Annotated in this window: 13 protein-coding genes; 8 read left to right on the top strand and 5 right to left on the bottom strand. The window is 65.9% G+C overall.

Annotated elements, in window-relative coordinates:
* Nucleotides 1–2 precede the first annotated feature (2 nt).
* From ABZ789_RS16075 to ABZ789_RS16065, 3 genes are read right to left on the bottom strand one after another with little or no spacing between them, the layout of a single operon-like run.
* The gene (locus ABZ789_RS16075) at nucleotides 3–428 is read right to left on the bottom strand and encodes an META domain-containing protein (protein WP_358425330.1); all 426 of its coding nucleotides are present in this window, start codon (nucleotides 426–428) and stop codon (nucleotides 3–5) included.
* 23 nt (nucleotides 429–451) lie between these two features.
* Nucleotides 452–1243, bottom strand: a complete 792-nt coding sequence (locus tag ABZ789_RS16070; protein WP_358425328.1) for an META domain-containing protein — start codon at nucleotides 1241–1243, stop codon at nucleotides 452–454.
* Between the two features lie 4 nt (nucleotides 1244–1247).
* Nucleotides 1248–1883, bottom strand: a complete 636-nt coding sequence (locus tag ABZ789_RS16065) for a TetR/AcrR family transcriptional regulator (RefSeq protein WP_358425327.1) — start codon at nucleotides 1881–1883, stop codon at nucleotides 1248–1250.
* Nucleotides 1884–1974: 91 nt separating this feature from the next.
* Between ABZ789_RS16065 and ABZ789_RS16060 the strand changes: the two genes are divergently transcribed.
* The 8 genes from ABZ789_RS16060 to nrdF all read left to right on the top strand — a co-directional run bounded on the left by ABZ789_RS16060 (nucleotide 1975) and on the right by nrdF (nucleotide 10876).
* Nucleotides 1975–2532 carry an NAD(P)H-dependent oxidoreductase gene (locus ABZ789_RS16060; RefSeq protein WP_358425325.1) on the top strand — a complete coding sequence of 186 codons (558 nt, stop codon included), beginning with the start codon at nucleotides 1975–1977 and terminating at the stop codon, nucleotides 2530–2532.
* 176 nt (nucleotides 2533–2708) lie between these two features.
* The gene (locus tag ABZ789_RS16055; protein WP_358425323.1) at nucleotides 2709–3281 is read left to right on the top strand and encodes a 2Fe-2S iron-sulfur cluster-binding protein; all 573 of its coding nucleotides are present in this window, start codon (nucleotides 2709–2711) and stop codon (nucleotides 3279–3281) included.
* Nucleotides 3278–4279, top strand: coding sequence for a xanthine dehydrogenase family protein subunit M (locus ABZ789_RS16050; RefSeq protein WP_358425321.1), 1002 nt, complete (start codon nucleotides 3278–3280; stop codon nucleotides 4277–4279). Before ABZ789_RS16055 ends, ABZ789_RS16050 begins: the two co-directional genes overlap by 4 nt.
* Nucleotides 4276–6399 (top strand): xanthine dehydrogenase family protein molybdopterin-binding subunit, encoded by a 2124-nt coding sequence (locus tag ABZ789_RS16045; RefSeq protein ID WP_358425319.1) that lies wholly within the window; start codon nucleotides 4276–4278, stop codon nucleotides 6397–6399. The genes ABZ789_RS16050 and ABZ789_RS16045 overlap by 4 nt, the downstream gene beginning before the upstream one ends.
* Nucleotides 6400–6785: 386 nt before the next feature.
* Nucleotides 6786–7016, top strand: a complete 231-nt coding sequence (locus ABZ789_RS16040) for a redoxin NrdH (RefSeq protein ID WP_358425317.1) — start codon at nucleotides 6786–6788, stop codon at nucleotides 7014–7016.
* 104 nt (nucleotides 7017–7120) lie between these two features.
* Complete coding sequence (gene nrdI / locus ABZ789_RS16035; protein WP_358425315.1) at nucleotides 7121–7573, top strand: class Ib ribonucleoside-diphosphate reductase assembly flavoprotein NrdI; 453 nt, start codon at nucleotides 7121–7123, stop codon at nucleotides 7571–7573.
* Between the two features lie 167 nt (nucleotides 7574–7740).
* On the top strand, nucleotides 7741–9822 hold the full coding sequence (nrdE, locus tag ABZ789_RS16030; RefSeq protein ID WP_358425492.1) for a class 1b ribonucleoside-diphosphate reductase subunit alpha: 2082 nt from the start codon (nucleotides 7741–7743) through the stop codon (nucleotides 9820–9822).
* A gap of 52 nt (nucleotides 9823–9874) precedes the next feature.
* Nucleotides 9875–10876 (top strand): class 1b ribonucleoside-diphosphate reductase subunit beta, encoded by a 1002-nt coding sequence (gene nrdF / locus ABZ789_RS16025; RefSeq protein ID WP_358425313.1) that lies wholly within the window; start codon nucleotides 9875–9877, stop codon nucleotides 10874–10876.
* A gap of 75 nt (nucleotides 10877–10951) precedes the next feature.
* Here nrdF and ABZ789_RS16020 read toward each other — a convergent pair whose 3' ends face one another.
* Together ABZ789_RS16020 and ABZ789_RS16015 are read right to left on the bottom strand one after the other, a co-directional pair.
* Nucleotides 10952–11428, bottom strand: a complete 477-nt coding sequence (locus tag ABZ789_RS16020; RefSeq protein ID WP_358425312.1) for an NUDIX domain-containing protein — start codon at nucleotides 11426–11428, stop codon at nucleotides 10952–10954.
* 50 nt (nucleotides 11429–11478) lie between these two features.
* Nucleotides 11479–12528 carry an ABC transporter substrate-binding protein gene (locus ABZ789_RS16015; RefSeq protein WP_358425489.1) on the bottom strand — a complete coding sequence of 350 codons (1050 nt, stop codon included), beginning with the start codon at nucleotides 12526–12528 and terminating at the stop codon, nucleotides 11479–11481.
* Nucleotides 12529–12647 lie beyond the last annotated feature (119 nt).

Here is a 12647-nt window from a genome sequence, read left to right as displayed (position 1 = left end):
GTTCACCGCCCGTTCGTGCGTTCGGTGAGCGTGACGGTCACCGAACCGGTGGTCAGCGTGAGTACCTCCCCGTCCGATGTCCAGCGTGGCCGGCCTGCGAACAGTGTCTGCACCCAGTCGTCGGCTCCGTTCCGCGGGGGAGGGCACACCATTCTGGTGGACGCCAGATTTCCGGCGCGGATCGTCCCGCCGGAGAAGTCGGCGGTACCGGTGAACCGGTTGCAGCCGGCGGTCGCGGCGAGACGCTCGACGGCAGGGAAGGACAACTCGAGCGGTCCGCCTCCCGGTATCGGCCGGCCCTCGATCTCGGTGGAGACGTAACGCCGGCCCACCGGGTCGGACGACGAGGATCCGGATTCTCCACCCCCGCACCCGGACAGCACCGAACCCAGTGCGAGTACGGCGACCACACGGGAAGCTCCGGGCATGCGTCTCACGGTACCGAGCGTGTTCAGCGTGCCGTGAAGTCCAATCCGTCGACACCGTTCGGTGCGGTGAGGCTCATGGACGACCCGTCCACGCGGTAGGTCGTCTCGCCGGTCAGAACCTCGAGGATGTGCGTCTCGATTCCTGTGGCCTCCGGATCGCTGCACGCCGCCCTGGTCATCGTGAGCGGTTCGAAGAGAATCACATCGTCACCCACCTCTGCGGAACCACTGAAGTCGTTGCAGCCCGTGCGGCCGGCGACCGTTCCGTCCTCGGAGATCCGGAGCGTGGGCGCAGCGTTCTTGAGGGCGACCGACGAGACCACCGCGTCTTCGGTGCGCAGTGCGGTCACCCCCCATTCGGTGCCGGTGATCGGCAGATCGGGGTCGGCGACCTTCTCGTCCTCGAAGGTGACGGTCGAATCGTCGGTGGTCAGTGTGAACTCGTCCCCGTCGAGCGACCAGCGCGGCCCGGCGCCGAGCAACGAGCCGAGCCACTCGTCCGCGCCCTCCCGATCCGGTGAACAGGCCATCATCGTGCTCGCGAGATCCTGCGTTCTCACGGTGCCGTCGGCGAGATCCACCGCTCCGGTGAATCGGTTGCATCCGGCGGTTGCGGTGATCCGACCGTTCTCGGGGAAGCCGACGATCATCGGCCCGTCGCCCGGGATCGGAGTTCCGGTCACGCCCGTCGAGACGAACGTGCGGCCGATGAGGTCGTCGGGGGAGGCGGGATCGGATGACTCGGTACCGGCGCTGCACGCCGCCGCGGCGACGGCCGGCAACAGAAGTGCCGACATCCGGAGAATTCGCATCATGCGGTCACGTTACGACGCGGGTGTCCCGCGCGGATGCGCTTGTGCCGGTCACGACTCGGTGGGCCAGTTCGGCCCAGTTGTCCGCGAGTTGCCGGAGGGGATAGCCGAGTTCGCGCCACTGGTGGAGTACGAGTGTGGCCTCGAGCGAGGCAACCAGTGAGGTCGCGAGGAGGCGGGTGTCGCCGCCGACCCCGGCGGCGCGCAGCAGGGCGTCGACGTGGGTGAGCGAGACGAGATGGGAAGGGGCAAAATAGTGCGACTCCGCGGCGGATTCGGCCGCGCGGAGGAGTTCGCCCTGGACCTCGACGAGTTCGATGCGCGCACGGCCGAACGCCACGAGCCGGTCGAGGGGCTCGGCGTCCGGGCCCAGGGGCGGCGGACCGAACAGGAAACCCTGCTGGAACTCGCGCTCGCTGTGGTCGAGCAGGGCACGAACGAGCCCGGCACGCGAGCCGAACCTGCGGAAGACCGTGCCCTTGCCGACACCCGCGCGCGCCGCCACGTCATCCATCGTCACTGCATCGACACCGCGCTCGGCGACGAGGAGAGCAGCCGCCTCGAGCAACCGGGTGCGGTTCCGTGCCGCATCGCCCCGTTCGGAGGACCGATCGTCCGCGAGAGGCAGGGGGCGAGTGTTCACAAGATCACACTCTAGCGGGGGCGGGAATAGAAACGGACTGCGGTCCGTTTATCATTTCACAGTCAATCACTTCGATCCGAGGATGTTTCCCATGACCCGAGTTCTCGCCCTTGTCGGTAGCCTGCGCGAGGGATCCGTCTCCCGTCTGCTGGCCGAGACCGCCGCTGCCGTCGCTGCCGAGAACGTCGAGGTGACCCTCTACGGGGGCCTCGCCGACGTTCCCTTCTACAACGAGGACCTCGACGGCGAAGCCGTGCCTGCAGCTGCCGCGGCCCTGCGCGACGCAGCAGCCGAGGCCGACGCCGTGCTGCTGGTCACGCCCGAGTACAACGGCACCACCTCTGCGGTGCTCAAGAACGCCGTCGACTGGCTGTCGCGGCCTTACGGTGCCGGCGCGCTGAACGGCAAGCCCGTCGCCGTCGTCAGCCAGTCGCCCAGCCAGAACGCCGCGAAGTGGGCGCTCGAAGACACGGTCAAGTCCGTCGGTATCGCGGGTGGCCGGGTCGTCGAGGGCGGGTCGCTGTCCGTGGGTGAAACCTTCGGCAAGTTCGGCGGAGAGCACCCCAAGGAGCACGCCGAGACGGCCCAGCAGATCACCGCACTCGTCGCTGCGCTCACCGAGGCCACGAAGGAGCTCGCGAACGCCTGATCGACGTCCGCCGAGAGGCGGCACTTACCGATCCGCACCGCGGTGCCGGAGACTCCCGAGGTCTCCGGCACCGCGGTGTCTTTCCGGGAACCGTCGACCGGTGCGAGCGCCGGGAGGTTCGATCCCGTTCATTGGGGGAATGCCCCGAACACATCCCATCGTTCGGAGGTTTGCCCATGACAAGCGGGGATACGAAGACCGACACCGGCCACGAACCCGATCTCGCCATAACTTTCCACGTCGACGGGGTCGAGCGCCGCGTTCCCGTCGACGTCCGCACTACCGTGCTCGACGCCCTGCGCGACCGCCTCGGGGTCACCTCCCCGAAGAAGGGGTGCGATCTCGGTCAATGTGGAGCGTGCACCGTGCTGCTCGACGGGCGCCGCATCCTCTCGTGTCTCGCGCTCGCCGTCTCACACGACGGCGCAGAGATTGTCACGGCCGCGGGGCTCGCCGACGGGCGACTGCATCCGCTCCAAGCGCAGTTCATCGAGGACGACGCATTCCAGTGCGGCTACTGCACGCCGGGTCAGATCTGTTCGGCCGTGGGCATGCTCGACGAGTTCGCCGACGGTGCACCCAGCCACGTCACGACAGATCTCGAAAGCGCGCCGGAACTCGACGACGAGGAGATCCGCGAGCGCATGAGCGGCAACCTGTGCCGATGCGCCGCCTACCCCAACATCGTCGCCGCGATCCGTAGCTATGCGTCCGGTGACAGCCGACCCGGCGAGGAGGGGGCTCGATGAGGTCCCTCCGATACGAGCGGCCGGCCGATCCCGCCGCAGCGGTCGCCGTGGTGCACGACACTCCGGGCGCGGTCTTCCTCGCGGGCGGTACGAATCTGGTCGACCATCTCAAACTCGGGGTGGCGACCCCCGATCTACTCGTCGACGTCTCGCATCTCCCGCTCGACACGGTCGAGGAGACGGCCGACGGCGGAATCCGCGTGGGTACCAACGTCCGCAACAGCGACCTCGCTGCTCATCCCCATGTGCGGAGCAACTACCCGATGCTGTCGCGTGCACTGCTCGCGGGGGCCTCGCCTCAGCTCCGGAACCTCGCTACCACCGGTGGCAACCTGCTCCAGCGCACTCGCTGCTCCTACTTCCGGGACGTGACCACCGCCTGTAACAAACGGGAACCCGGCACGGGCTGCTCCGCTCTGGGCGGCTACACCCGATACCACGCAGTACTGGGCGCTTCGGAACACTGTGTGGCCACCCACCCCTCCGACATGGCCGTCGCTCTGCTCGCGCTCGACGCCGAAGTTCTCGTTCTCGGTCCGGACGGCGAGCGCGCGGTCGCAGTCGAGGACTTCTACCGTCCGCCCGGCGACACTCCCGAACGAGACACCGTGCTCGAACGGGACGAACTCGTCGTCGGCGTCCGGATTCCCCCGCCGCACACCCCGCTGTCCACCTACCGAAAGGTGCGCGACCGTGCGTCCTATGCGTTCGCGCTGGTCTCGGTGGCCGCCGAGATGACGGTCGCGGACGGGACGATCACCGGCTGCCGCCTCGCGTTCGGTGGTGTCGCGCACGGGCCGTGGCGTGCGCACCGTGCCGAAGCCGCACTGCTCGGGCAACCGCCCACCGAGAGTGTCTTCGCGTCCGCGGCCGATGCCGAACTGGCCGAGGCCACTCCTCTGGACGGCAACGCCTACAAGATCCCGCTGCTACGGCGCACCGTGGTGGCGACCCTGCGTGAACTCGACGAACGACGGGGACGAGGTGAATCCGCATGAGCCCCGAGGCGATCCGAGCGAGCGGACACTCCACCGCGCGAATCGACGGACCTGCGAAGGTCGCCGGGACGGCTCCGTATGCGTACGAGCACCCGGTCGACGACCCCGCCTATCTCGTGCCGCTCGTATCCGCTGTCGGCCGAGGACGAGTCGACCGGATCGACACCGCTGCCGCCGAAGCGATACCCGGGGTACTGAAGGTGCTCACCCCGTGGAACGCGCCGAGACTGACCGAGAAGGCCGAGGGCGAGTACTCCGTGCTGCAGACACCCGAGGTGCTGTACCGGGGGCAGATCATCGGCGCCGTCGTCGCGGAGAGCTTCGAGATCGCCCGCGAAGCATGCTCTCTGTTGCAGGCCGAATACAGCGAGGAACCGCACGACGTGGTTTTCCGCTCCGACCATCCCGATGCCTACACCCCCGAGACGGTCAACGGCGGCTACGAACCCGATACCGCACGCGGCGATGTCGACGCGGCGTTCGCCCGTGCCGAGACCGTGATCGACCAGTGGTATTCCACGCCCGAGGAGCACAACAACCCGCTCGAACCGCACACGGTCGTGGCGGTGTGGAACAACGATCCTGCTGCCTCGGACCAGGATTCCGCCGAGTACACGTTGACGCTGTACACCTCCACGCAGCATCCGCACGGAGTTGTGGGCGCCCTCGCCCCGGTGTTCGGTCTCGAACCGGATCGTATGCGGGTGATCTGTCCGTACATCGGCGGGGGATTCGGCTCGAAGGGCGGGCCGCACGCACACGATGTGCTCGGCGGCCTTGCGGCACAGTCCCTTCCGGGAAGGCCGGTGAAGTTCGCGGTCTCCCGTCAGGACATGTTCGGTTACGTCGGATATCGTTCCCCGACGGCGTCGCGGCTGCGACTCGCGGCCGACCGGGACGGCAATCTCACGGGCCTCGTGCACGAGGCGTTCACACAGTCGTCCCGAGTGACCGAGTTCGTCGAGCAGGCGGCGGTACCCACCCGCAATCTCTACGAGGTTGCCAACGTTCGTACCTCTCATCGGGCCGTCACGCTCGACGTTCCGGCGCCCTTCTGGATGCGTGCCCCCGGCGAAGCCCCCGGAATGTTCGCCGGTGAGGTCGCGATGGACGAGCTCGCCGTCGAGCTCGGTGTCGACCCGATCGAACTGCGGATTCGCAACGAACCCGACGTCGATCCGGAGTCGGGTCTGCCGTGGTCGTCGCGTCGACTCGTCGAATGCCTCCGGGAAGGGGCACGACGGTTCGGGTGGGATCCCTCCGATCGTCGACCCGCCGTCCGGCGGCAGGGCAACACGCTGATCGGTACGGGTGTCGCTGTCGCAACCTATCCCCACCTGATCAACCCCGGTTCGGAGGCGCTCATCCGCTACCTGGGGAACGGCCGGTTCTCGGTGCGTATCGGAGCAACCGATCTCGGTACCGGCGCCTGGACGGCCTTGACGCTCATCGCGGCCGACGCCCTGGGGTGCCGCCCCGAGGACGTCGACCTCGAGATAGGGGACAGTGCGCTGCCCAACGGCACGGTGGCCGGCGGTTCGTCGGGAACATCGTCCTGGGGCACGGCGATCGTCACTGCCGCAGAGGAATTCGGCAAGCGATTCGGTGACGATCCCTCACCGGGTGCCGAACTCTCGGCGACCGCGGCCGAGAACAGCGAACTCGAGCATTACAGCGCCCAGTCGTTCGGCGCGCACTTCGCCGAGGTGCACGTGGACGCGGACACCGGCGAGATCCGGGTGCCTCGAATGTTCGGGCTGTTCTCCGTCGGACGAGTGATCAATCCACGGACGGCGCGCTCCCAGTTCATCGGAGGAATGTCGTTCGGTATCTCGATGGCGCTGTTCGAGGAGAGCATCCGTGATCCGCGCTTCGGGCATGTCGTCAACCACGATCTGTCCGAATATCACGTGCCGACGCATGCGGACATCAGGGAGGTCGAAGCCGACTGGCTCGACGAAGAGGACCTGCACGCGACGCCGATGGGCTCGCGGGGAATCGGCGAGATCGGGATCGTCGGCAGTGCCGCGGCGGTGGTGAACGCCATCTGGCACGCGACGGGAGTGCGGGTGCGCAACCTTCCCGTCCGCCTCGACGACCTTCTGCCCGGCTTGCCCTGACGCTCCGGATCAGCAGGCGCGGCAGGGGTGATGTTTCGCCCCTGCCGCGCCCGACATGTGCCGTCCGGAAGTTCGGCCGAGGGAAGTTGTCGGTGGCGCCCGTCATACTGTGCTCGAGGTCTCCGTCCGGCGTCGTTCGCGACGCCTCGGGACACGCGCGAAACGGTGCGGAAGGAGGGTCGCGACCTGGGAATATCACCTTTGTAAGTCACAACATCCTGGGTTCTATGTATCCGGTGGCCACAAGGTGTAGTGTCTAGACCGCTGGAAGGCCACAAGCGCCGACGATCTCTCGGGGAAGCGGGATCGGACGGATTCGTGGGTTTCCGGGTAACGCACAGCAGTCAGTCGTCAGGCCGCCCACGGCCGTCGGAAAAGGGGCATTCATGAACATCACCGTCTACACCAAGCCTGCCTGCGTCCAGTGCACCGCCACCTATCGCGCCCTCGACAAGGCCGGCATCGAGTACGACGTCGTCGATATCAGTGAGAACCCCGAGGCCCGCGACTACGTCATGGCGCTCGGCTACCTCCAGGCGCCCGTCGTCGTGGCCGGCGAGGATCACTGGTCCGGTTTCCGCCCCGACCGCATCAAGGCCCTCACGGTCGCTGCCTGATCACGGGCCGCGTCCGAGGCGGCCCGATCGTCGTCGTCTCCGGGCGGAGCGCTCCGTCCCGTCCGGCCCGGTCTTCGCAAACGAATGAAGAGTGGTGACTACCGATGGCTTCGCTGGGGTCGATCCAGGGAACGTCGCTGGTGTACTTCTCGAGTACATCCGAGAACACCCACCGGTTCGTGCAGAAACTCGGGATTCCGGCCCTCCGGATCCCACTGCACGATCGCGATGGTGTCTTCGAGGTCGACGAACCGTACGTCTTGATCGTGCCGACCTACGGCGGCGGGACCACCGCCACCGGGCGCGACACCCGCTACGTACCGAAACAGGTCATCCGATTCCTGAACAACGAACGCAACCGGAGCCTGATCCGTGGTGTCATAGCGGCGGGCAACACCAACTTCGGCGACTCGTACTGTTTCGCGGGCGACATCGTCTCGCGTAAGTGCAAGGTGCCGTATCTGTACCGGTTCGAGCTGATGGGCACGACCGACGACGTCGAGCGTGTCCGCGACGGTCTCGCCCGGTTCTGGGATTCGGTTCTCCAGAACGCCTGAGCCACATCCGTATCCGTATCCGACGCGCGTCGCGGACGTGACTGCGCGGCCGTTTCCTAACTCCGACAAGTGGGGACAGCACTGTGACCATTACCGATCCCGCTCCCGCCACGAGCGCGCACCTCGACGACTCGATCAAGGATCTCGACTACCACGCGCTCAACGCGATGTTGAATCTGTACGGCCCCAACGGCGAGATCCAGTTCGACAAGGATGTGGCCGCCGCTCGTCAGTACTTCCTGCAGCACGTCAACCAGAACACCGTCTTCTTCCACAACCTCGACGAGAAGCTCGACTACCTCCTCGAGGAGAACTACTACGAGCCCGAGGTACTCGAGAAGTACTCGCGCCCGTTCGTCAAATCGCTGTTCGATCACGCGTATTCGAAGAAGTTCCGGTTCCCGACCTTCCTCGGTGCCTTCAAGTACTACACCTCGTACACGCTCAAGACCTTCGACGGCAAGCGTTACCTCGAGCGCTTCGAGGACCGGGTGTGCATGGTTGCGCTGACGCTCGCCGACGGTGACGAGATCCTCGCCCGGCACCTCGTCGACGAGATCATCTCCGGCCGCTTCCAGCCGGCGACGCCGACATTCCTCAACTCGGGCAAGAAGCAGCGTGGCGAGCCCGTCTCGTGCTTCCTGCTCCGTATCGAGGACAACATGGAGTCGATCGGCCGTGCCATCAACTCCGCACTGCAGCTGTCGAAGCGTGGCGGCGGTGTCGCTTTGCTGCTCAGCAACATTCGTGAGCACGGCGCGCCGATCAAGAAGATCGAGAACCAGTCTTCCGGTGTCATCCCGATCATGAAGCTGCTCGAGGACTCCTTCTCGTACGCCAACCAGCTCGGTGCCCGTCAGGGTGCGGGTGCGGTCTACCTGCATGCGCATCACCCGGACATCTACCGCTTCCTCGACACCAAGCGCGAGAACGCGGACGAGAAGATCCGCATCAAGACCCTCTCGCTCGGCATCGTCATCCCCGACATCACGTTCGAGCTGGCGAAGAAGAACGAGGACATGTACCTCTTCTCGCCGTACGACGTCGAGCGCGTCTACGGAAAGCCGTTCGCCGACATCGATGTCACCGAGAAGTACTACGAGATGGTCGACGACAAGCGCATCCGCAAGTCGAAGATCAAGGCGCGCGAGTTCTTCCAGACCGTCGCGGAGCTGCAGTTCGAATCCGGCTACCCGTACATCATGTTCGAGGACACGGTGAACCGGGCCAACCCGATCGCCGGCAAGATCACCCACTCGAATCTGTGCTCGGAGATCCTGCAGGTCTCGACGCCCTCTGAGTACAACGACGACCTGTCCTACAGCCATGTCGGCAAGGACATCTCGTGCAATCTCGGGTCGCTCAACATCGCGAAGGCGATGGACTCGCCCGACTTCGCCCAGACCATCGAGGTCGCCATCCGTGGCCTGACGGCGGTCTCCGACCAGACGAGCATCGCGTCCGTCCCGTCGATCGAGCGTGGCAACAACGAATCCCACGCCATCGGCCTCGGCCAGATGAACCTGCACGGCTTCCTCGCCCGCGAGCACATCTTCTACGGGTCCGAAGAAGGCGTCGACTTCACGAACATCTACTTCTACACGGTGCTGTTCCATGCTCTGCGGGCGTCGAACAAGATCGCGATCGAGCGTGGTACGTACTTCAAGGGATTCCCGGAGTCGAAGTACGCCTCGGGTGAGTTCTTCGACAAGTACACCGATCAGGTGTGGGAGCCGGCGACCGAGCGGGTCCGTCAGCTGTTCGCCGAGTCGAACATCGCTATCCCCACGCAGCAGGACTGGCGCGAGCTGAAGGAATCCGTGCAGAAGCACGGCATCTACAACCAGAACCTGCAGGCGGTCCCGCCCACCGGTTCGATCTCCTACATCAACCACTCGACCAGCTCCATCCATCCGGTCGCGTCGAAGATCGAGATTCGCAAGGAGGGCAAGATCGGGCGGGTCTACTACCCGGCGCCCTACATGACGAACGAGAACCTCGAGTACTTCCAGGACGCGTACGAGATCGGCTACGAGAAGATCATCGACACCTACGCTGCCGCGACGCAGCACGTGGATCAGGGCCTGTCGCTGACACTGTTCTTCAAGGACACCGTCACGACCCGCGATGTGAACAAGGCTCAGATCTATGCGTGGCGCAAGGGAATCAAGACGCTGTATTACATCCGCCTGCGGCAGCTGGCGCTCGAGGGCACCGAGGTGGAGAACTGCGTCTCCTGCATGCTGTGATCGGCATTTCATGACAGTCCTTGCATCAGCACACAATTCAGGTAGGTAACCGATGACTGCAGCAGCTCACTCGCCGGCCGACGGCGTGCGCGTCAAGCTCATCGATCGCGTCTCCGCGATCAACTGGAACCGCGTTCCCGACGACAAGGACGCCGAGGTCTGGGACCGTCTCACCGGCAACTTCTGGCTCCCGGAGAAGGTGCCCGTCTCCAACGACATCCAGTCGTGGGGCACCCTCACCGAGTACGAGCAGGAGCTGACAATGCGGGTCTTCACAGGCCTGACGCTCCTCGACACCATCCAGGGCACGGTCGGTGCTGTCTCGCTCATCCCCGATGCGGTCACCCCGCACGAGGAAGCGGTGCTGACCAACATCGCCTTCATGGAGTCGGTGCACGCGAAGAGCTACTCGCAGATCTTCTCGACGCTGTGCTCCAGCCGGCAGATCGACGACGCCTTCCGCTGGTCGGAGGAGAACGAGAACCTGCAGCGCAAGGCGCAGCTCATCCTCGACTACTACAAGGGCGACGACCCGCTCAAGCGCAAGGCCGCCTCGACGCTGCTCGAGTCGTTCCTGTTCTACTCCGGGTTCTACCTTCCGATGTACTGGTCGTCGCGGGCGAAGCTCACCAACACCGCCGACATGATCCGTCTGATCATCCGCGACGAGGCCGTCCACGGTTACTACATCGGTTACAAGTACCAGCGCGGCCTCGAGAAGATCACGCAGGCCGAACGCAATGAGCTCAAGGACTGGGTCTTCGAGCTGCTCTTCGAGCTGTACGACAACGAGACCCACTACACGGCGGATCTCTACGATCAGGTCGGGCTCACCGAGGACGTCAAGAAGTTCCTGCGCTACAACGCGAACAAGGCCCTCATGAATCTCGGCTACGAGGCACTGTTCCCCAAGGACGAGACCGACGTGAACCCGGCGATCCTGTCGGCTCTGTCGCCGAACGCCGACGAGAACCACGACTTCTTCTCGGGTTCGGGTAGCTCGTACGTGATCGGCAAAGCCGTCGTCACGGAAGACGAGGACTGGGAGTTCTGAGCAGTTCCGGACTGTCGCAGCCGGCCCACCTCCGCTCGTCGAGCGGTGGTGGGCCGGCTGTTCGGCATGCGGGTCTCAGCCCTGCCGGAACCATGCCTCCGCGCGACCGTCCAATGCCTTCTCGAGCCGCAGACGCGACGTCTCGGTGAGTGGCTGCGGAAGCGCATCCGGCGCGAACCACGCCACCTCGAGGTTCTCGTCGTCGGCCACACGCGCGTGCCCGCCGGTGGCGCGCAGCAGGAAGCACACGTCGAGATACTGCGCGACATCCCCGTTGGGATAGGTGATGGGCGCGGTGACGTCGACACTCGTCAACCTGACGATCTCGGCCACGACCCCGGTCTCCTCCAGCACCTCCCGCACTGCGGCAACGGCCGGTTCCTCGCCGGGTTCGAGAATGCCGGAGACCACCGCCCACATACCGTTGTCGGCGCGCCGGGTGAGCAGAACGCGACCGTCGGCGTCGGTGACGATCGCGCTCACTCCCGGCAACCACAGGGGAGCGGTTCCGATGAGCGACCGGAGCTGGAGGACGAATTCGGGGATCGGCACGCCTTCGTTTCTATACCGCTATGCGTTGCGGTGCCCGGCGAGCCCGAAGATCAGCTCGAATACCCGTTGAGGGTGTGCGTCAGGTCGGTGAGGATCGCGCGTGCGGCGACCGGTCCGGGTGTCGACCACACTTCGTCGTTCATCGAGAACAGACGGTTGTCGCGGACCGCACCGAGATCGAGCCACTCGTCGGTCCGCATGTATTCGGTGCCGCGCTCGAGTCCGTCCTCCCCGGCGAAGCGTACGAAGATGACGTCGCCCTCGGCCGCCGCCGGATCGGCGGTGTCCACGGGCTGCCACGGTTGTCCGTCGACCACCCCGAACCGTTGCGCGGGCGGGCGGGCCGCGCCGACATCGCCGAGAACCTGCCCGGCGAACGACGCCGTGCCCTCCACTGTGGGGCCGTCGGCCGTGAATCGGACGATCGACGCCTGGGTCTGGGACGAGGCCAGTTCCCGGCCCAGCTCGCGCGCAGCGGTCGTGTAGTCGGCGAGAACGCGCCGAGCCGCCTCGGTGCGACCGAGCGCCTCGCCCACACGCACGAACTGCTCTCTCCAGAAGACCGGATCGGACCCGACCAGCACGGTCGGGGCGAGTTCACTCAGGGACCCGTAGAGATCGGAATCGGTGGACGAGCCGAGGATCACATCCGGCTGCGCGCGCTCGATCGCCGCGACGTCCGGAGCGCCGGCGACTCCCACGGCGGGCAACTCCACGATCCCCGTCCCGAGGTACTCCGGCCGCCCGGAGGCTTCCGAGCTCACGCCCACTACGCGCTCCCACAGTCCCAGCGCGCACACCGCGTCGAGTGCCGCCGGGTCGAGGACGACGATGCGCTGTGGGTCGGCGGGCACGTCCGACAGGCCCGCGGTGTGCAGGACTGCCCGCGTGCCGTTCGTGGGCTGTCCCGGATCGAGTGGGGAGGGAAGTGCGCATGCGGTCGAGGTGTCACGTTCGATACCGACAACCGCGGCTCCCGCGATGCGAGTCGTGGTGCGCACGATCTCGGAGGCGTCGTCGTCGGGCGGAGTGGAGCATCCGGCCAGGGCTGTCGTCACCGCAGCGACGGCTGCGACGAGCACTGCTCGTGACCGGTGCACGGAAATCACGTCGGACCACTCCTGAAGGACGCTGCTGAATCGGACGGCTCAGGTTATCCCGTCATGTGCGGGCCGGCTCCGAAGGCGTCCGTGAGCGCGGACGCCTACGACGGTCCGGG

The sequence above is a fragment of the Rhodococcus sp. NPDC047139 genome (genome assembly GCF_040643435.1).
GTDB lineage: Bacteria > Actinomycetota > Actinomycetes > Mycobacteriales > Mycobacteriaceae > Rhodococcus.
This window is presented reverse-complemented; position numbering and strand designations above follow the sequence as displayed.